Here is a 17,750-nt window from a genome sequence, read left to right as displayed (position 1 = left end):
TCAGCCTCCCTGTAATCCGGCCGAGATCACGGCCCGTCCGATCGGGGCGGCCACCGAGCCGCCGGTCGCGGCGAGAGCTCGGTCGCCGCCGTCCTCCACGAGCACCGCCACAGCGATGCGGGGTTGTTGTGCGGGTGCGAACGCGATGTACCAGGTGTGCGGCGGAGTGTTCCGCGGATCGTTGCCGTGCTCCGCAGTGCCCGTCTTCGACGCGATCTGCACACCCTGGATCGCGCCGCCGCCGCCGGCGTTGTTCTCGGCGCCGATCATCAGATCGGTGAGGGTCGCGGAGACCTCCGGCGAGATGGCCTGACCGAGCGACTCGGGCTTGGTCTCCGCGAGCACCGACAGGTCGGGGCCCTGCCGACGGTCGACGAGATACGGCTTCATGCGGACCCCGCCGTTGGCGATCGTCGCGGCGATCGACGCGTTCTGCAGCGGAGTGAGCGCCACGTCGCGCTGACCGATGCTCGACTGGCCGAGCGCCGCGCCGTCCGGGATGGGGCCGACGGTGCTCGCCGCGACGGGCAACGGGATGTCGAGGGTCTCCCCGATACCGAGCTTCTCCGACTGGTCGACCAGGGCCTCACGCCCGTCGTCGATGCCCATCTCGACGAAGGCCGTGTTGCACGACCGCGCGAAGGCTTCCCGCAGCGTCACCGTCGGTGCGTCGCCGCACGCCGCCCCGCCGTAGTTTTCGAGGGTGGTCGCGGTGTCGGGCAGGGTGATCTGCGGTGCCGCGGTGAACTGCGTGTCGGGGGTGACCCCGTTCTCGAGCGCGGCGGCGGTCACCACGACCTTGAACGTCGAGCCCGGAGGATAGGTCTGGGAGATCGCGCGGTTGAGCATCGGCTTGTCGGGATCGGCGTTCAGCTCGTCCCAGGCCTGGGAGGTGGCGGCGCCGTCGTGCCCCGACAGTCGGTTGGGGTCGTAGCTCGGCGTGCTCACCATCGCGAGGATCCTGCCGGTGCTCGGCTCGATCGCGACCACCGAGCCCGTGTAACCCTTCGCGGTCAGCTCGTCGTAGGCCACCTGCTGCACGACCGGGTCGATCGTCGACACGACGTTGCCGCCGCGCGGATTGCGACCCGACACCAGGTCGAACAGGCGACGGCCGAACAGCAGGCTGTCGGAACCGTTGAGCAGCGAGTCCTCGGAGCGTTCGAGTCCGGTGCTGCCGTACTGCATCGAGTAGAAGCCCGTCACCGGCGCATAGGCCAGCGGGCTCATCGGCTGGGTCGGCGGTGCCGGGTATTCGCGCAGGTACTTGTAGCGACTGTCGGTGGGTACCGACACCGCCAGGGCCTGTCCGGCCGCGGCGATCTGTCCGCGCTGGCGGGAGTACTCGTCGATCAGCACACGCGAATTGCGCGGATCGGTACGGAGATCATCGGCCTTGATGACCTGCACATAGGTGGCGTTTGCGAGCAACGCGACGACCATGAACATCACGGCCATCGCGACCTTGCGGAGCGGACCGTTCATTCGCGCCCCATCATTTCGGTCCGGGCCTCGGCGATGGGCGTGGGCGCCTTCTTACGGGGGATCGCGGGTTGGCGGGCAGCGTGCGAGATCTTCATCAGCAGAGCCAGGAGCAGATAGTTTGCGAGCAGAGACGAGCCACCGTAGGACACGAACGGTGTGGTCAGACCGGTCAGGGGAATCAACTTCGTGACCCCGCCGACCACCACGAACAGCTGGACGGCGAGGGTGAACGACAGGCCGGCGGCGAGCAGCTTGCCGAAGCTGTCGCGCACCGCCAGTGCAGTGCGCATGCCGCGGACGACGAGAATCAGGAACAGCAGCAGGATGGCGGCGAGACCGATCAGGCCCAGCTCCTCACCGATCGCCGCGACGATGAAGTCGGTCTTCGCGAACGGCACCTGTCCCGGCCGTCCGCTGCCCAGGCCGGTGCCGGCGACCCCGCCGGTCGCGAGACCGAACAGGGACTGGGAGATCTGGTAGCCAGTGTTGTTGTAGTCGGCGAGCGGATCGAGCCACGTCTCCACGCGCACCCGCACGTGGCCGAACATCTGATACGCCGCGTAGAAGCCGACGGCGAGCAGCGAGAACCCGATGATCAGCCAGCCGACGCGTTCGGTCGCGATGTAGAGCATCACCAGCACCGTGGTGAACAGCAGCAGCGACGTGCCGAGGTCCTTCTCGAAGACCATTACGCCGATCGAGATGATCCAGGCCGCCAGGATCGGACCGAGATCGCGGGCCCGGGGGAAGTCCATGCCGAGGAAGTGCTTGCCGGCGGTGGTGAACAGATCGCGTTTCGCCACGAGGACCGACGCGAAGAAGATGATCAGCAGGATCTTCGCGAACTCACCGGGCTGGATGCTGAAACCGGGCAGCCGGATCCAGATCTTCGCGCCGTTGACCTCGGAGAAGCGGCTCGGCAGCAGCGCCGGGATCGCGAGTGCCACCAAACCGACGAGACCGAGCGTGTAGCTGAAGCGCGCGAGCAGCCGGTAATCGTGCAGGAACACGAGGACGACGATGAACAACCCGATGCCGAGCGCCGTCCACAGCACCTGCTGCGTCGCATCGGGCGACGGCGGCGGCAGGCCCATGTAGCGGGCGTTCTCCTGGTCGGACAGGTCGAGCCGGTGGATGAGCACGAGCCCGAGACCGTTGAGCAGCGCGACGATCGGCAGCAGCAAGGGGTCGGCGTACTTCGCGAAGCGCCGGACCGCGAGGTGCGCGGCGAGGAACAGCGCCGCGAAGGTCACCCCGTACTTGAGCAGGTCGAGGGTGAGTGCTTGCTCCATCGAGACCTCGACGAGCATCAGCGACACCGTCGTCACACCGATGGCCGCGACGATCAGGGCCAGTTCGGTGTTGCGCCGAGTCGACTGGACCGGAGCCGGAGCGAAACCTCCCGGAGGACTCGGGAAGGCCCCCACACCATGGGACACCGACATCAGGCGCCCACCCTGCAGTTCTGACCGGGAATCTGGGGCGCGGGTTCGGGAGCCGGTTCCGTGTTCGGAGCGGGTTCACCGGGTTGCGAGGCCGGGGCGGGCTCACCCGGTTGCGGCGTGGGCTCGCCGGGCGGCGGAGGCTGCACCGCAGGTGTCTCGGTGGTCGGGGTGCCGTTCGGTCCGGGCGCCGTCGTCGGCTCTCCCGGGGCCGGGGCGGGTTCGCCGGGGGCGGGTGCAGGTTCTTCCGGGGTGCACACCGGAAGCAGATCCAGTTCGGCGAGCCGCTGCATCTGCTCGCGGGTGTCGTCGATCGAACCCGACGGAAGGCCGGCACGGACCTGCTCGCGGGCGGCGGGCCACAGATCGTCGACGAGCATCACCCGGCACGACGCGCTGTTCGGATCGACGAGCGTGAGATCGCCCTCGTCGGTGATGCACCCGACGCGCGCCGCCTCCTGCAGCGAGTAGCCGAAGACGTCGCCGGGGATGCCACGCAGCACGGTCACGCGACCGTCGTCGGCGCCGACGTAATAGTTGTTGCGGATCAGCTGCCGGCCGACGAACAGACCGCCGACCAGCACCGCGATCACCACGATGGCGGCGACCGGCCACCACAGGCGGCTGCGCTTCTTCTTCGGTGCCGGCTCCGGGGCCTTGTTGATGACCCGCTTGGGGGTGGCGCGCGGCGGGCGCATCGCGGCGGCACGACCCGCTGCGGTGTTCGGCGGGGGAGTGTCCTCGTCGTCGTCCGCCGATGCGGCACCGGCGACGATCGGATGCGACTGGCCGTAGTCGAGATCGATGACGTCGGCGACGACGACGGTCACGTTGTCGGGACCGCCGCTGCGCAGCGCCAGTTCGATGAGCCGGTCGGCGCACTCGTCGTGCGTGCCCTGCCGCATGGTGTCGGCGATCGTCTCGTCGCTGACGACGTCGGACAGGCCGTCGGAGCACACGAGGTAGCGGTCGCCGGCGCGGGCCTCACGCACGGTGAGGGTGGGTTCGACCTCGCTGCCGGTCAGCGCCCGCATGATCAACGACCGCTGCGGGTGCGTGTGTGCCTGCTCCGGGGTGATGCGGCCCTCGTCCACCAGTGACTGCACGAAGGTGTCGTCGCGGGTGATCTGGGTGAGCTGATCGTCGCGCAGCAGATACGCGCGGGAGTCACCGATGTGCGCGAGTCCGAGCTTGCTGCCTGCGAACAGGATGGCCGTGAGCGTCGTGCCCATGCCGTCGAGTTCGGGCTCTTCCTCCACCTGATCGGCGATCGAGGCATTGCCTTCGCGGACAGCCGCAGCGAGCTTGCCGAGAAGGTCGCCGCCGGGCTCGTCGTCGTCGAGATGGGCGAGCGCCGCGATCATCAGTTGCGAGGCGACCTCACCTGCTGCGTGCCCACCCATGCCGTCGGCGAGGGCGAGCAGGCGGGCACCGGCGTAGACGGAGTCCTCGTTGTTGGAGCGCACGAGGCCGCGATCGCTGCGGGCGGCATAACGGAGTACGAGGGTCACGGGCGGAGCTCGATCACGGTCTTGCCCACCCGAACCGGGGTTCCGAGTGGGACACGGACGGCGGTGGTGACCTTCGCGCGGTCGAGATATGTGCCGTTCGTCGACCCCAGGTCTTCGACATACCAGTCGGAACCTCGGGGTGACAACCGCGCATGGCGCGTGGATGCGTAGTCGTCGGTCAGCACGAGTGTGGAGTCGTCGGCACGGCCGATGAGAACCGGCTGGGTGCCGAGCGTGATCCTGGTGCCCGCCAGCGCGCCTTGCGTGACCACCAGATACTTGGCGGTCTTGTTACGGCTCAGCGTCGGCAGCACCGACTGCTTGGGGGAGTAGCGAGGGAGCGGGCGCGCGGCGCCGGCATAGATGTCGGACCGGAGCGTGCGCAACACCGCCCACACGAACAACCAGAGCAGGAGGAGGAATCCCGCTCGGGTCAGCTGCAGAATCAGCCCCTGCACGGTGCATCCTCCTTCGGGGTAGTCGACCGGTCGTGGTCGTCCGGGTCGTGCGGTCACTCACAATACGGACACCGGACGACTCCATGCAGCGTCCGACGCGCTGCGACACGCGTCGGACGGTATGAACGGGTCCGGTAGGTCCTTCGATACCGGCTGATCAGAGGATGCGCACGAGGATCTCGGAGTGCCCGGCGCGAATCACGTCACCATCGGCGAGCTGCCAGTCCTGAACGGAGGCGCCGTTGACCGTTGTGCCGTTCGTCGAACCGAGATCGGAGAGCATCGCGACCTGGCCGTCCCAGCGGATGTCGATGTGGCGACGCGAGACGCCGGTGTCGGGGAGGCGGAACTGGGCGTCCTGGCCGCGCCCGATGATGTTGCTGCCCTCGCGGAGCTGGTAGTAGCGGCCGCTGCCGTCCTCGAGCTGCAGGGTCGCGGTCAGCACACGACCCGCGGCCGGCGACTGGTAGCCGCCCTGCTGGTAGCCCTGGTCGTAGCCGGGCGCCGGGGCAGCGTAACCCTGGTCGTAGCCCTGCTGCGCGCCGTACTGCTGGTCGTAACCCGGCTGTGCGTAGCTCTGCTGACCGTAGGCCTGCTGGTCGTAGCCACCCTGCTGGTAGCCCTGATCCTGGTAAGCCTGGTCGTAACCGGGCTGCGCGTAACCCTGCTGGTCGTAGCCGCCCTGCTGGCCGTACGCCTGCTGGCCGTAGTCCTGGCTGTACGCCTGGGGCTGGGCGTCCTGGGCACCGTAGGCCTGCTGGTCGTAGCCACCCTGCTGGTCGTAGCCGCCCTGCTGGCTGTAGCCGCCCTGCTGGTAGTCCTGTTCGCTGTAGGCCTGGCCGTAAGCCTGCTGGTCGTAGCCGCCCTGGGCCTGGTCGTAACCGGCGTTGCCGTAGCCCTGGTTGTAGCGCTGCTCCTGGCCGACGTGCGCGTGACCGTTGCGTGCGTACTGCGGCTCCGCCTCGGCGGGGTCACGGCTGGGGTCGTAGCCGGGGTTCTGCGTCATTGGGCCAGCTCCTGGTTCAGAGGTCACGGGTGGGCGGTTCTGTGGGTTCCGCGGTGACGGAGCACGCGTCGCTGAGCGCCCCGCATCGGGATCAACCGAGCCGCGAGTCCGGAACTGCCCGGTGTGCAGTGCCGACGACGACTCGAAGACGACTTGGATCTCACCGTATGTCTGCCATCCCTGTTCTCGGATGAAGTCCTCAAGGTGACGGGAGAATGCCTTCACAGTCAAGTCCCGATCCGCTGCCAGGGCGTCGTGATCGGATTCGCTGATCGTGATGACGTAATGATTGGGGGCGAGCATGTGGCCCCGATCGAGTTGTCGGACGCCGTCCGTCGCCTCCTGCTGCAGCGCCGCCTCGACTTCCTGGGGCACGACGCCGCCGCCGAACACGCGGGCGAAAGCGTCGCCGATCGCGGCCTGTAGTTTGCGCTCGAAGCGCTGGGCGATGCCCATGGCGACCCCCTTTCCGTACTCAGCGTGTCGCAATGCAGATCTCGTCACTGCATGGTATCCATTTTTCCCCGGATTCGACCCTGCGGTATGCGGCACGTCTCCGACGGATGTGCTCAGCAATCGAGTCAGCGGCGCTTGCAGCCGCCTGACCAGCCGAATAGTTGTTTCGCTCCGGTGTGTGTTACTGTTTTCGGCGTTGCTCGGGCGAGTGGCGGAATGGCAGACGCGCTGGCTTCAGGTGCCAGTGTCCTTCGGGACGTGGGGGTTCAAGTCCCCCTTCGCCCACAGTGGGCAGTTCCACGAACTGCACAGAACGAGGTCACGAACTCTTCGGAGATCGTGACCTCGTTTTCGTTTGCTCGATCCCGATACCGAGGTACTCCTCGCCACGCCCTCCCGAACCCGTCATTCGTCGAGCCAACTCCGCGGTACCGGCACGTCCGCAGGGACTCGGGTGCGTCGGTTGCCGCGAGCGGCGGCGAGTTGCGGCCCGGTGAGATACAGGGCGAAGGACAGGTCGGCGTCCTGTACCCGCGCACCTCGTAGGTCCGCGCCGAGCAGATCTGCCCCGGCGAGGTCGCATCCCCGGAGGTCGGCGCCGATCAGCAGTGCATTCCGCAGGTCGGCGCCGCACAACCGGTGGCCACGCAGATCGGTACCGGCGAGATCTGCGCCCGGGACCAGATCCGGATTCGTCTGCCCGTCGTCGGCGAAGTACGAAGCCCGGACTTCCGCACCGACCTCCATCAGGACCGGTCGAACGGATGCGCGTATCTCGCCGATGTCGAGGGACTCGAGTTCGTCTACGCCCCGGCGAGTGAGGGAGGCAAGGGATTCGACCAGCTCCCGAGCGTCGTCCGAGCTCTCCGGATCGTAGGTGCGATCCTGGGCCTCGAGCAGATGCCACATCATCTCGTGCAGCTCCTTCATAACAGTGAATGCCGAGAACATGCGGTCACGGGTGTGTGGTCGATCCCGCCAACTCACGCCGGCGAACAACTGCTGGGAGACGGCCTGTCCCGCACCGAAGCAGTCGAAGACCGTGCAACCGCGGAAGCCGCGGGACGGCAGCGTCTCATGGATGGTGCACGCGAAGCGCGCATCGAGATGCCGGCACGACGACCCGGCGGGCTTGTCCTCGGCGAAGTCCGAAGAACTGGCGAATCCGAAAGCCGTGCAACACAGTGCGAAGCAGCGGCTGCAATCGCCCCGAAGGTCGGCTCGATGGACGGTCGGTGACGGGGACGAGTGAAGCGATGGGGTGAACATGTGAACTCCGAGAGTCGATTCCGATGCATGAAGGACTGCACGACGGGATCGGGGAACCCTGGGGTGGGTTCCCTCTCGAGGCACATGAAATCACCGCCGCCCGCAGGCGCGGTTCACGGATGGTGCGGGACGTCTGTCTCACGGATACACGGTGCTGATCACTGGATGCGAAGTTACCAGTCGGCACGCGCGGTGTCAGCGGGCCGGACGGCTGTCCCCGAACCTCTCCGTGAGCCGAGCACGGTCCGATGAGTTCGCACGGTTCACGAGGTCTCCCTCTTCGTACCGGTGTGATCGGGATGTGAGGAGAAGAGAGTGGGCCAGTTGCTGCGAGTACAGAACTTCACCGTGTCGAGCGACGGTATCGGCGCGGGGAAGGACCAGAGTTTCGAGAGTCCCTTCGGCCTGGATCCGAGCCCGATGTTCGAGTGGGCCGGAGCCACGGCGAGTTGGAACCTGCGCACCGAGCCCGGCGGAAGCCGTGGACTCGACGACTACTTCATCCGGGATTTCTCCTGCAACATCGGTGCGGAGATCATGGGACGCAACAAGTTCGGACCCCAGCGTGGACCCTGGACGGACCACGAGTGGCAGGGCTGGTGGGGCGACGAGCCACCCTTCCGCACCCCGGTGTTCGTTCTGACCCACCACGAACGCCCGTCCTTCACGCTCGCCGACACCACCTTCCACTTCGTGAACGACGAACCTGCCGCGGTGCTCGAACAGGCCCGCGCCGCCGCGCAGGGCAAGGACGTCCGTCTCGGAGGTGGCGTCTCCACCATCCGGCAGTTCCTCGACGCAGATCTGGTCGACACCATGCACGTGGTGGTGTCGCCGGTGCGGTACGGCGCCGGTCTGAAGCTCTGGGAATCCCCGGACGAGCTTCGGGATCGTTTCCACCTCGAGGTCGTGCCCAGCACGAGCGGAGTGAAGCATCAGCTGTTCTGGAGGAAGTGAACACCCGTGACCGGCGCATAATGGGGAATGGGGGTAGGAGGTCGTCATGCGTGCTCTGAGTGGCCTACTGGATGTCGTGCTCGGACTTCTCACCGCCCTGCTCGGCACCGTCCTGGGGATCGTCGCCGCGGTGGTGATGCTCCTGGGTGCGGTGCTGTGCGTGACGATCCTGCTGATTCCGCTGGGCATTCCCGTCATCCGGCTCTCCCGCCGGTTGTTCACTCTCGCCGGGAAGATGATGCATGTGCCGTGACTTCCGTGACGAGCACGTGACGAGGTGCTCGACCACCCCCTGAGGTGCTCGGGTGGGTCGTCCGCGACCCGTCCGACCTTCTTCCGATCGGCCCCGCATTCTCGGAGATGCGGGGCCGACCCTTTTTGTTCGTTGTGACATTACGTCCCCTACCTGCGTAGATGCATTGCCGGCACGGCGGTTGCCCTACATACCCTAGGGGGGTATGGTATCTGTCAGGACGATCACCGAGCGCACCGACAAGGACGACTCCGATGCCGAACACCACCAGCGAGACCGCGCAGGCCCAGAACGTCGATGCCGCCGCGCACGACGACGCGCATCAGCACAGCTACATCGCCAACAACACCAAGGCCGACTACCTCAAACGGCTGCGTCGCATCGAGGGGCAGGCCCGTGGTCTGCAGCGGATGGTCGAGGAAGAGAAGTACTGCATCGACATCCTCACGCAGATCGCGGCGATGAAGAAGGCGCTCGAGGCCGTCGCGCTCGGTCTGCTCGACGAGCACATGGCGCACTGCGTGGCCGGTGCTGTGCGCGCCGGTGGCGACGAGGCCGACCTCAAGCTGAAGGAAGCCGGTGACGCCATCGCGCGACTCGTCCGTTCCTGATCGTCCCCACCCGTTCACGACCTACCGCCGAGGAGTACCCATGAGCGAGACCAGCACCTACACCGTCACCGGCATGACCTGCGGGCACTGCGTCGCGTCGGTCACCGAAGAGGTTCAGGAGATCCCCGGCGTCGAGAACGTCGAGGTCGACCTGGCCACCGGTGCCGTCACCGTCACGAGCGCCGAGTCCCTCGACGAGGCTGCCGTCGCGGCCGCCGTCGAGGGGGCCGGCTACAGCCTCGCATGAACACCCCGGCCAAGCTCAGCGGCTTCGTCGCCGCCGTAGCCGCGGTCTTCGGTATCGCGCTGCTCGTCGGCGCGACCGTCGGCCCGGTGGAGGAGCAGACCGAGGATCCGGCCGCGAGTGCTCACGACGCCGGGCACGGCGATGCCGCCGCGACCGGCAGTTCAGCGGAAACACCTGTTGTGGAAGAGACCCCGGGAGGTCTGATGACGTACCGGAACGGTTATTCCCTCGCGCTCGCCGAGACGAATGTCGATTCCGGCGAGGGCAGGAACCTGACATTCGCGATCAACGGTCCCGACGGCACACCGGTGACCGACTTCGACGTCACGCACGAGAAGGATCTGCACCTGATCGCCGTGCGCCGCGACTTCACCGGTTTCCAGCACCTCCATCCCGTGCTCGACGAGAACACCGGCATCTGGTCCGTCGACGTCGATCTCACACCCGGTACGTGGCGGGTCTTCACCGATTTCACGCCTACCGGGGGCGACGCGCTCACGCTGGGCGCCGATCTCACGGTGGCAGGCGGATTCCGTCCTACTGCACCGCGATCCGACAATCGCACCGCAACCGTCGACGACTACGAGGTCACCCTGGATGGCGACCTGTCGTCGGGTACCGACGCACTGCTCACCCTCACCGTGAGCAAGGACGGACAACCGGTCACCGACCTGCAGCCCTATCTCGGTGCCTACGGACACCTCGTCGCATTGCGCGGCGGCGACCTCGCCTATCTCCACGTCCACCCGGACGGGACACCCGGCGACGGCGCCACACGACCCGGCCCCGAGGTCGTCTTCCACACCGCCGTCCCGAGTGCCGGTACCTACCACCTCTATCTCGACTTCCAGCACGACGGAGTGGTCCGTACCGCCGCTTTCGCGCTCACCGCCGACGGCGCCGGAGACACGCACGAGGAACCCTCCGCGCCGGTCGGTCACAGTCATTCCGGCCGCTGACGGCCCACTTTCGAGGAGACACACATGACCACGCAGAGTCAGCCGGTCGCCGCCGAATCGATCGAGCTCGCCATCACCGGCATGACCTGCGCGTCGTGCGCCAATCGCATCGAACGCAAGCTGAACAAGCTCGACGGCGTCACCGCGACCGTCAACTACGCCACCGAGAAGGCGAAAGTCACCTACTCCGACGACGTGGCCCCCGAGGATCTCGTCACGGTCGTCGAGCAGGCCGGATACGGTGCCGCACTGCCTCCGCCGCCCGCGGAGACAGCAGAGCGAGCCGATGAGATCTCCGAGCCCGATCTCGTTGCGCCGCTTCGTCACAGGCTCGTCGTCTCGGCGATCCTGACGGTGCCGGTGATCGCGATGGCGATGATCCCGGCCCTGCAGTTCACCAACTGGCAGTGGCTCTCGCTCACCCTCGCCGCACCGGTGGTGGTATGGGGTGCCTGGCCCTTCCACCGGGCGGCGTGGATCAACCTGCGCCACGGTACGTCCACCATGGACACCCTCGTGTCGCTGGGAACCCTTGCTGCCCTGGGATGGTCGATCTACGCCCTGTTCTGGGGCACGGCCGGCGAGCCGGGGATGGTCCACCCCTTCGAGTTCACCATCGCAAGGGGCGACGGCAGCGGCAACATCTATCTCGAAGCGGCGGCCGGCGTCACGACGTTCATCCTTGCCGGGCGCTACTTCGAGCAACGGTCGAAGCGACGCGCCGGCGCCGCCCTGCGCGCCCTGCTCGAACTCGGGGCCAAGGACGTCGCGGTCCTCGGACCGGACGGGGTCACCGAGACTCGGGTTCCGGTGGAGCAGTTGGCGGTAGGTGATCTGTTCGTCGTGCGTCCGGGCGAGAAGATCGCCACCGACGGTGTGATCGAACGGGGCACGTCCGCTGTCGATGCGTCGATGCTGACCGGAGAATCGGTTCCCGTCGAGGTCGGCGTGGGCGACAGCGTCGCCGGTGGAACGGTCGACGTCGGTGGACGGCTGGTGGTGCGCGCGACCCGCGTCGGGTCCGACACGCAGCTCGCGCAGATGGCGAAGCTGGTGGAGGATGCCCAGAACGGCAAGGCCCAGGTGCAACGCCTGGCCGACCGGATCTCCGGCATCTTCGTGCCGATCGTCCTCCTGATCGCCGCCGGCACACTCGGTTTCTGGCTCGGCACCGGCAACGGACCCGCAGCGGCCTTCACCGCAGCGGTCGCGGTGCTGATCATCGCCTGCCCGTGTGCCCTCGGCCTGGCCACGCCGACGGCTCTGATGGTCGGCACCGGACGCGGTGCCCAGCTCGGCATCCTGATCAAGGGACCGGAGGTCCTCGAGTCGACCCGCTCGGTCGACACGGTGGTCCTCGACAAGACCGGCACGGTCACCACGGGGCGGATGACCTTGCGCGAGGTCGTCGCCGACGACGGTGAGAATGCCGACGAGGTACTGCGGTACGCCGGGGCACTCGAGTCGGCCTCGGAACACCCGATTGCGCGCGCTGTGAGCGACGCGGCCACAGAAAGGTTCGGGAGCCTGCCCGCGGTCGAGGACTTCACGAACGTCGAGGGCCTCGGCGTCCAGGGAGTGCTCGTCGACGGAGGCACGAGCCGTGCCGTGCTGGTGGGGCGCCCGAAGTTGCTGGCCGATTGGTCGCAGCATCTCTCCGACGGTCTGCAGCAGGCGTTCGAGCGGGCCCAGAAGTCCGGTGGCACAGCGATTGCCGTCGGCTGGGACGGAAAGGCTCGCGGCATCGTCGTCGTGGCGGATGCGGTCAAGCCGACCTCCGCGCAGGCGATCGCCGAACTGCGGGAGCTCGGTCTGCGCCCGATCCTGCTCACCGGCGACAACGCCGCCGTCGCGCACACCGTGGCCGCCGAGGTCGGCATCGACGAGACCGACGTGATCGCCGACGTGCTGCCCACCGACAAGGTCGACGTCGTCGAGCGACTCCAGCGTGAGGGCGCGGTGGTCGCGATGGTCGGCGACGGCGTCAACGACGCCGCGGCACTCGCCCGGGCCGATCTGGGTTTGGCGATGGGCACCGGCACCGATGTCGCGATCGAGGCGAGCGACCTGACGTTGGTCCGCGGCGACCTGATGGTCGCGGTCGACGCCATCCGGTTGTCGCGCCGCACGTTGACGACGATCAAGGGCAACCTGTTCTGGGCGTTCGCGTACAACGTCGCGGCACTGCCGCTGGCGGCCGCGGGCCTGCTCAACCCGATGCTTGCCGGTGCCGCGATGGCGTTCTCGTCGGTCTTCGTGGTTTCCAACAGCCTGCGGCTGCGACGGTTCCGGGCACACGCGGCCTGACCGCTTTCGGCTGCAGCGAGGAGGACGGCCTGTCAGGATCGGATCCATGACACAGCCGTCCTCCTTCCGTGCCCTGGTCGTCGACGACACCGACGACGGCCAGGTGGCACAGTTCCGCGAACTGACCGACAACGACCTTCCCGACCACGATGTTCTCGTCGAGGTCGAGTACTCGTCGCTGAACTACAAGGACGGTCTCGTGATCGCGGGACCGCAGAAGATGGCGCGACGCACCCCGCTGGTCGCCGGAGCCGACCTGGCCGGCACCGTCCTCGACAGCCGCAATCCCGACTGGAAGCCCGGCGACCGTGTCGTCGTCGACGGATGGGGTCTGTCCGAGACGCAATCGGGCGGATACACCCGGCGTCAGCGGGTGAAGCCCGAATGGCTCGTGCGCATCCCCGACGCGTTCTCCACGCGTGACGCCATGGCGATCGGCACCGCCGGATACACCTCCGCGCTGTGTCTCGACGCGCTCGAACGGTACGGAATCGCGTCGGACGCGGAGGTGCTCGTCACCGGCGCGGCAGGTGGCGTCGGGTCGATCGCCGTCGCGCTCGCCGCCGCCGCGGGCCACACGGTGGTCGCGGCGACCGGCCGGCCCGAAACCCACGACTTCCTGAGCGAACTCGGTGCGTCGTCGTTCGTCGACCGTGCGGAACTGCAGGGCAAAGGCCGGCCCCTCGGCAAGGAACGCTGGGATGCCGCCGTGGACGCGGTGGGTGGTTCGACGCTCGTGAACGTGCTGTCGCAGATCCGGTACGGCGGTGCGGTCGCCGCATGCGGTCTCACCGAATCGCCGTCGATGCCGGATGCGACGGTGCTGCCGCACATCCTGCGCGGCGTCGCGTTGCTGGGCGTCGACTCGGTGATGGCACCGGCGCAACTCCGCCGGTCGGCGTGGGACCGTCTCGCCCGTGATCTCCCTGTGAGCACCCTGAATTCGCTGTCGAGGGTCGAACCGCTCTCGGACGTCCCGCGACTCGCCGAGGAGATCCTGGCGGGCAAGGTGCGTGGCCGGGTGGTCGTCGACGTCACCGCCTGACGGGCCGCTCGGGGGACTACTTCGACGTCTCCGCGTCCGGAAGCGGTTCCGGCGCCACGGCTTCCGGACCGGGGAGACGACCGAAGGTGAGCCAGAGCAGGAACCCGAACCCGACCGTCACGTAGAGCGTGCCGAACAGGTGCTGCCACGCCGCCCACTCGAGTTCGAGGTCGCCACCCGTGGGGAACAGGTGGTGCGGGCCGATCGCGAAGACGAGTGCGACACCCGCTGCGATCGCCGCGAGTTTCTGTGGATCGGTTGCGCGCCACGCGGCGAGCGACAGCGTCAGCAGCGCCGGTGCGATCCACACCCAGTGGTGCGACCACGACACCGGCGACGCCAACAGCACGGCCGTCGCATTCGCGAACAGGGCGAGCATGAGATCGCCCTGTTCGAGGGCACGCCGGATGGCCACCACCGCGACCAGCAGCATCACCGCGACGGCGATCAGCCACAGCACCGAGCCCACCAGTTCGGGCGGTCCGAAGCGGGAGACGACCGCCTTGAAGGATTGATTGGTGGCGAAGTACGACGCTCCGATCCGGCCGGTGTCGGGCAAGGTGTCCATCCAGTACTTCGCGGAGGTCGTGGGCATCACGGCGAAGGCGAGCGCGGTGAATCCGAGGGTCGACGCGAGGATGGTGGCGCTGGTCCGCCGATCGCGTCGCAGCAGGAACAGCAGTAGGAAGGCGATGGGCGTGAGCTTGACGGCGGCGGCCAGCCCGATCAGCAATCCGCGCGGCCATTTCGGGTTCTTCGCCAGGACGTCGAGGGCGACCAGCGCCATCAGGACGAGGTTGATCTGCCCGAACGAGATCGTCTCGCGCACGGGCTCGAGCACCAGCGCGCCGGCCACCGCGACCGTCGTGACGATCCACGCCGTCCGGGCCTCGAAGTCCGGACGGAGCCGGTCCAGCACGACCCGCAGCGTGACGACGAGTGCCGCGACGGAGACCAGGGTGAAGACGATCTTGCCGAGCGTCACGGGGATCAGCGCCAGGGGAGCGAACAGCATCGCCGACAGCGGTGGGTAGGTGAACGGCAACGCGAAGTCGTCGGTCACCGGAGGCATCTGTCCGTAGATGTCGTCGCCGTCGAGCAGGACTCGGGCGCCCATCCGGTAGACCAGGAAGTCGATGAGTTCGCTCCTGGTGAGGATCGCGACGAGCACACCGACCGAGACGAGCGACGCGATCACCGCGATGGTGGTGCCGCGGTTTCCGGTGAGGAACGGGGGCGTCGTCGGGCCGATCGGATTCTGCCGTGAATGTCGCACCCGGCAACTTTAGTCAATTTCGATAATCGTTCCTGCTCGACGTGGGGAACGACATACGGTCGGAATTCGACGACATACGACCGGAATTTCACGAATCGACAGGTCGCAGCAGGTCGGGATTGTTGTTTCGCGGTGAATTGACCGCCGTGCTCACCTCGTACGGTTCGAGGCGGGGTTCGGGAATCGAATTCAGAAGAGCGTCGACGTCGTCCCGGTCGTTCAACTCGGGATCGAGCCACGGATCGACGAAAGTGGCGGGGAGGATCACCGGCGACCGTTCGTGAATGTGCCCGGCGGCGTCGGTCGCCGGACGGGTCAGCACGGTGCACGTCCACAACCAGCGGTCGGGATCGTCCTCCGGTAGCTCCGGGTTCGGCCACAGCTCGTAGAGCCCGGCCATCGAGATCGGTCCGTCCGCGTGCAGGAAGAACGGGATCTTCTTCCCGTCCTCGCTCTTCATCCACTCGTAGTAACCGTCGGCCGGCAGCACGCACCGCCGCCGCGCTGCGGCCGCCTTGAAGGCGGGCTTCTGCGTGATCGTCTCGGAACGGGCGTTGATCATGCGGGACCCGATCTTCGGGTCCTTCGCCCAGAACGGCACCAACCCCCACTTGACCTGCGAGGACACCATGCGCACCGGCTCGGCGTCCGGTTCCTCGCGCGGCGCCCGTTCGAGCACGACGTTCACGCGCTGGGTGGGGGCGATGTTGTACGACGGGGGCAGTTCCTCACCCACGGTCTCGACGGCGTCGTAGGCCGCGAGCAGATCTCCGCGGGTACTGGTGCTGGCATAACGTCCACACACGATGCATCTCCCGTCGGCGATTCCGGAGCGACGAGTCGATTCTCTCGCATCGATCGCTCAGACGGAGACCTCGACCCCCAGCGCTTCGAGCAGGACGCGCCGGTACTCGGCCGTCTCGACGACGTGATCGGCCCGCGGGTGCGGCAGGTCGATGGTCAGCTCGACGGCGAACGAGCCGTGATCGAGCACGAGCACGCGGTCGGCGAGCGCGATCGCCTCGTCGACGTCGTGGGTGACGAGCAGCACCGCGGGCCGATGCTTGGCGCACAATTCCTGCAGCAGGCCGTGCATCTTGATCTTCGTCAGTGCGTCGAGGGCACCGAACGGCTCGTCGGCGAGCAGCAGTTCGGGTTCGCGCACCAGCGACCGCGCGAGCGACACGCGCTGTTGCTCACCGCCGGACAGTTCGGTGGGCCAGGCCTTCTCGCGTCCGGCGAGCCCGACCTCCGCCAGCGCGGTGCGGCCGCGTTCGGCGGCGTCGTCGCCGTCGAGGCCGAGGACGACGTTGTCGAGCACCCGCGCCCAGGGCAGCAGTCGCGAGTCCTGGAAGACCACCGCCCGCTTCTTCGGAACCTCGAGGGTGCCCGAGCCGGGCACACCGTGGTCGAGTTCGGCCAGGGCGCGCAGCAGGGTGCTCTTACCCGAGCCGCTGCGGCCGAGCAGCGCCACGAACTCGCCGGGGGCGATCTCGAGATCGATGTGGTTCAGCACCGCCCGTCCGTCGAAACCGCGGCTCAGACCCCGGGTGCGTACGGTCAGCTGCCGATCGTCCTGCGCCATGCCAGCGCCTTCCTCTCTGCCGCACGGACCAGCAGGTCGCTGCCGAATCCGAGGATCGCGTAGACCACCAATCCGACGATGATGATCTCGGTCAGGCCGTAGTTGCGGGCCTGGTACATCAGGTAACCGATACCGCTCGAGGCGTTGACCTGCTCCACGACCACCAGGGCCAGCCACGAGATGGTCACCGCCAGGCGCAGGCCGGTGAAGAAGCCGGGCAGCGCCCCCGGCAGGGCGATGCGCCGGATGAACTGGGCGCGGGACAGATCCAGCGTCTCGGCCAGCTCCACATAGCGGGAGTCGATGCCGCGCAATGCCGCATAGGTGTTGATGTAGACGGGGACGAATACCGACAGGGCGATGAGCAGGATCTTCATCTCCTCGCCGATGCCGAACCACAGGATCGCCAGCGGCATCAGCGCCAGGGTGGGAATGGAGCGCTTGATCTGCACCGGACCGTCGATCAGCGCCTCGCCGATACGCGACAGGCCGGCGGCCAGCGCGAGCACCAGGCCGAGGGCGACGCCGATGACCCCGCCGATCAGGGCGCGCTGGACGGAGGTCCACAGGTTCGACTGCAACCGTCCGTCGCCGATCAGCTCCCAGGCGGTGGTGATCACCGTCCACGGCGCCGAAAGGGTTTTCGGATCGAGCACCCCGGTGGCCGAGGTGATGATCCACACTGCCAGCAGCAGCGCCGGTCCGATCGCCAGGCCGAACTTGATCGGCTTGCCGGGGGCGAGGCGGCTGCGGGTCGTGCGGGGCGACAGGTCGGGCGTCGCGCCGTGATCGGGCTTCTGGTCGGTGTCGGCGTCACCGGCCAGGCCACTGCCGAAACGCCGGGGTTCGACGGCGGAGACGCTCATGGCTCCAGTCCTTTCGT

17 protein-coding genes and 1 tRNA gene are annotated in these 17,750 nt (G+C 67.6%); 8 read left to right on the top strand and 10 right to left on the bottom strand.

All coding sequences use genetic code 11. The features are described 5' to 3' along the window. From GON09_RS17585 to GON09_RS17565, 5 genes are all read right to left on the bottom strand, one after another. Positions 1 to 1,485, bottom strand: coding sequence for a peptidoglycan D,D-transpeptidase FtsI family protein (locus tag GON09_RS17585; protein ID WP_213932905.1), 1,485 nt, complete (start codon positions 1,483 to 1,485; stop codon positions 1 to 3). Beyond that, positions 1,482 to 2,930 (bottom strand): FtsW/RodA/SpoVE family cell cycle protein, encoded by a 1,449-nt coding sequence (locus tag GON09_RS17580; RefSeq protein WP_213932904.1) that lies wholly within the window; start codon positions 2,928 to 2,930, stop codon positions 1,482 to 1,484. Before GON09_RS17580 ends, GON09_RS17585 begins: the two co-directional genes overlap by 4 nt. After that, on the bottom strand, positions 2,930 to 4,438 hold the full coding sequence (locus tag GON09_RS17575) for a PP2C family protein-serine/threonine phosphatase (protein ID WP_213932903.1): 1,509 nt from the start codon (positions 4,436 to 4,438) through the stop codon (positions 2,930 to 2,932). Before GON09_RS17575 ends, GON09_RS17580 begins: the two co-directional genes overlap by 1 nt. Next, the gene (locus tag GON09_RS17570) at positions 4,435 to 4,896 is read right to left on the bottom strand and encodes an FHA domain-containing protein FhaB/FipA (protein ID WP_006550946.1); all 462 of its coding nucleotides are present in this window, start codon (positions 4,894 to 4,896) and stop codon (positions 4,435 to 4,437) included. Before GON09_RS17570 ends, GON09_RS17575 begins: the two co-directional genes overlap by 4 nt. A 157-nt stretch (positions 4,897 to 5,053) precedes the next feature. After that, entirely contained in the window at positions 5,054 to 6,358 is a 1,305-nt protein-coding gene (locus GON09_RS17565) for a DUF3662 and FHA domain-containing protein (RefSeq protein WP_213932902.1), read from the bottom strand. Between the two features lie 202 nt (positions 6,359 to 6,560). On the opposite strand from GON09_RS17565, the gene GON09_RS17560 reads away from it, so the two are divergent. After that, positions 6,561 to 6,643, top strand: a tRNA-Leu gene (locus tag GON09_RS17560). A 120-nt stretch (positions 6,644 to 6,763) separates the two neighbouring features. Here the strand turns inward: GON09_RS17560 and GON09_RS17555 are convergent. After that, positions 6,764 to 7,627, bottom strand: a complete 864-nt coding sequence (locus GON09_RS17555; RefSeq protein ID WP_244865551.1) for a pentapeptide repeat-containing protein — start codon at positions 7,625 to 7,627, stop codon at positions 6,764 to 6,766. Between the two features lie 315 nt (positions 7,628 to 7,942). Here GON09_RS17555 and GON09_RS17550 point away from each other — a divergent pair, with 315 nt between their 5' ends. The 7 genes from GON09_RS17550 (at position 7,943) to GON09_RS17520 (ending at position 14,006) form a co-directional block, all read left to right on the top strand. After that, the gene (locus GON09_RS17550) at positions 7,943 to 8,584 is read left to right on the top strand and encodes a dihydrofolate reductase family protein (RefSeq protein WP_213932901.1); all 642 of its coding nucleotides are present in this window, start codon (positions 7,943 to 7,945) and stop codon (positions 8,582 to 8,584) included. A 46-nt stretch (positions 8,585 to 8,630) separates the two neighbouring features. Next, positions 8,631 to 8,837, top strand: coding sequence for a hypothetical protein (locus GON09_RS17545; protein WP_006553307.1), 207 nt, complete (start codon positions 8,631 to 8,633; stop codon positions 8,835 to 8,837). Between the two features lie 254 nt (positions 8,838 to 9,091). After that, complete coding sequence (locus GON09_RS17540) at positions 9,092 to 9,448, top strand: metal-sensitive transcriptional regulator (protein WP_244865550.1); 357 nt, start codon at positions 9,092 to 9,094, stop codon at positions 9,446 to 9,448. 40 nt (positions 9,449 to 9,488) lie between these two features. Beyond that, positions 9,489 to 9,695 carry a heavy-metal-associated domain-containing protein gene (locus GON09_RS17535; RefSeq protein ID WP_213932900.1) on the top strand — a complete coding sequence of 69 codons (207 nt, stop codon included), beginning with the start codon at positions 9,489 to 9,491 and terminating at the stop codon, positions 9,693 to 9,695. Further along, positions 9,692 to 10,654 (top strand): hypothetical protein, encoded by a 963-nt coding sequence (locus GON09_RS17530; protein WP_213932899.1) that lies wholly within the window; start codon positions 9,692 to 9,694, stop codon positions 10,652 to 10,654. The genes GON09_RS17535 and GON09_RS17530 overlap by 4 nt, the downstream gene beginning before the upstream one ends. 24 nt (positions 10,655 to 10,678) lie before the next feature. Then, positions 10,679 to 12,961 (top strand): heavy metal translocating P-type ATPase, encoded by a 2,283-nt coding sequence (locus GON09_RS17525; RefSeq protein WP_213932898.1) that lies wholly within the window; start codon positions 10,679 to 10,681, stop codon positions 12,959 to 12,961. 46 nt (positions 12,962 to 13,007) lie between these two features. Further along, entirely contained in the window at positions 13,008 to 14,006 is a 999-nt protein-coding gene (locus tag GON09_RS17520) for an MDR family oxidoreductase (RefSeq protein WP_213932897.1), read from the top strand. A gap of 16 nt (positions 14,007 to 14,022) precedes the next feature. Here GON09_RS17520 and GON09_RS17515 read toward each other — a convergent pair whose 3' ends face one another. From GON09_RS17515 to GON09_RS17500, 4 genes are all read right to left on the bottom strand, one after another. Further along, positions 14,023 to 15,282, bottom strand: a complete 1,260-nt coding sequence (locus GON09_RS17515) for a glycosyltransferase 87 family protein (RefSeq protein WP_213932896.1) — start codon at positions 15,280 to 15,282, stop codon at positions 14,023 to 14,025. 88 nt (positions 15,283 to 15,370) lie between these two features. Next, a complete protein-coding gene (locus GON09_RS17510) occupies positions 15,371 to 16,087 on the bottom strand; it encodes an SOS response-associated peptidase (protein ID WP_213932895.1) in 717 nt (238 codons plus the stop codon). Between the two features lie 57 nt (positions 16,088 to 16,144). After that, positions 16,145 to 16,867, bottom strand: coding sequence for an ABC transporter ATP-binding protein (locus GON09_RS17505; protein WP_213932894.1), 723 nt, complete (start codon positions 16,865 to 16,867; stop codon positions 16,145 to 16,147). Continuing rightward, positions 16,843 to 17,733, bottom strand: a complete 891-nt coding sequence (locus GON09_RS17500) for an ABC transporter permease (RefSeq protein WP_213932893.1) — start codon at positions 17,731 to 17,733, stop codon at positions 16,843 to 16,845. Before GON09_RS17500 ends, GON09_RS17505 begins: the two co-directional genes overlap by 25 nt. Positions 17,734 to 17,750: the final 17 nt, after the last annotated feature.

This window comes from Rhodococcus sp. B50, assembly GCF_013602415.1.
Lineage (GTDB): Bacteria > Actinomycetota > Actinomycetes > Mycobacteriales > Mycobacteriaceae > Rhodococcus.
The sequence above is the reverse complement of the archived record's forward strand: the minus strand, read 5'-3'. Positions and strand labels throughout refer to the sequence as shown.

Excerpts from the sequence above, each read along its gene's own strand:
- GON09_RS17580 (WP_213932904.1), bottom strand. The coding sequence starts at position 2,930 with ATGTCGGTGTCCCATGGTGTGGGGGCCTTCCCGAGTCCTCCGGGAGGT.
- GON09_RS17585 (WP_213932905.1), bottom strand. The coding sequence starts at position 1,485 with ATGAACGGTCCGCTCCGCAAGGTCGCGATGGCCGTGATGTTCATGGTC.
- GON09_RS17540 (WP_244865550.1), top strand. The coding sequence starts at position 9,092 with ATGCCGAACACCACCAGCGAGACCGCGCAGGCCCAGAACGTCGATGCC.
- GON09_RS17500 (WP_213932893.1), bottom strand. The coding sequence starts at position 17,733 with ATGAGCGTCTCCGCCGTCGAACCCCGGCGTTTCGGCAGTGGCCTGGCC.
- GON09_RS17565 (WP_213932902.1), bottom strand. The coding sequence starts at position 6,358 with ATGGGCATCGCCCAGCGCTTCGAGCGCAAACTACAGGCCGCGATCGGC.
- GON09_RS17555 (WP_244865551.1), bottom strand. The coding sequence starts at position 7,627 with ATGTTCACCCCATCGCTTCACTCGTCCCCGTCACCGACCGTCCATCGA.
- GON09_RS17525 (WP_213932898.1), top strand. The coding sequence starts at position 10,679 with ATGACCACGCAGAGTCAGCCGGTCGCCGCCGAATCGATCGAGCTCGCC.
- GON09_RS17545 (WP_006553307.1), top strand. The coding sequence starts at position 8,631 with ATGCGTGCTCTGAGTGGCCTACTGGATGTCGTGCTCGGACTTCTCACC.
- GON09_RS17505 (WP_213932894.1), bottom strand. The coding sequence starts at position 16,867 with ATGGCGCAGGACGATCGGCAGCTGACCGTACGCACCCGGGGTCTGAGC.
- GON09_RS17520 (WP_213932897.1), top strand. The coding sequence starts at position 13,008 with ATGACACAGCCGTCCTCCTTCCGTGCCCTGGTCGTCGACGACACCGAC.
- GON09_RS17530 (WP_213932899.1), top strand. The coding sequence starts at position 9,692 with ATGAACACCCCGGCCAAGCTCAGCGGCTTCGTCGCCGCCGTAGCCGCG.
- GON09_RS17535 (WP_213932900.1), top strand. The coding sequence starts at position 9,489 with ATGAGCGAGACCAGCACCTACACCGTCACCGGCATGACCTGCGGGCAC.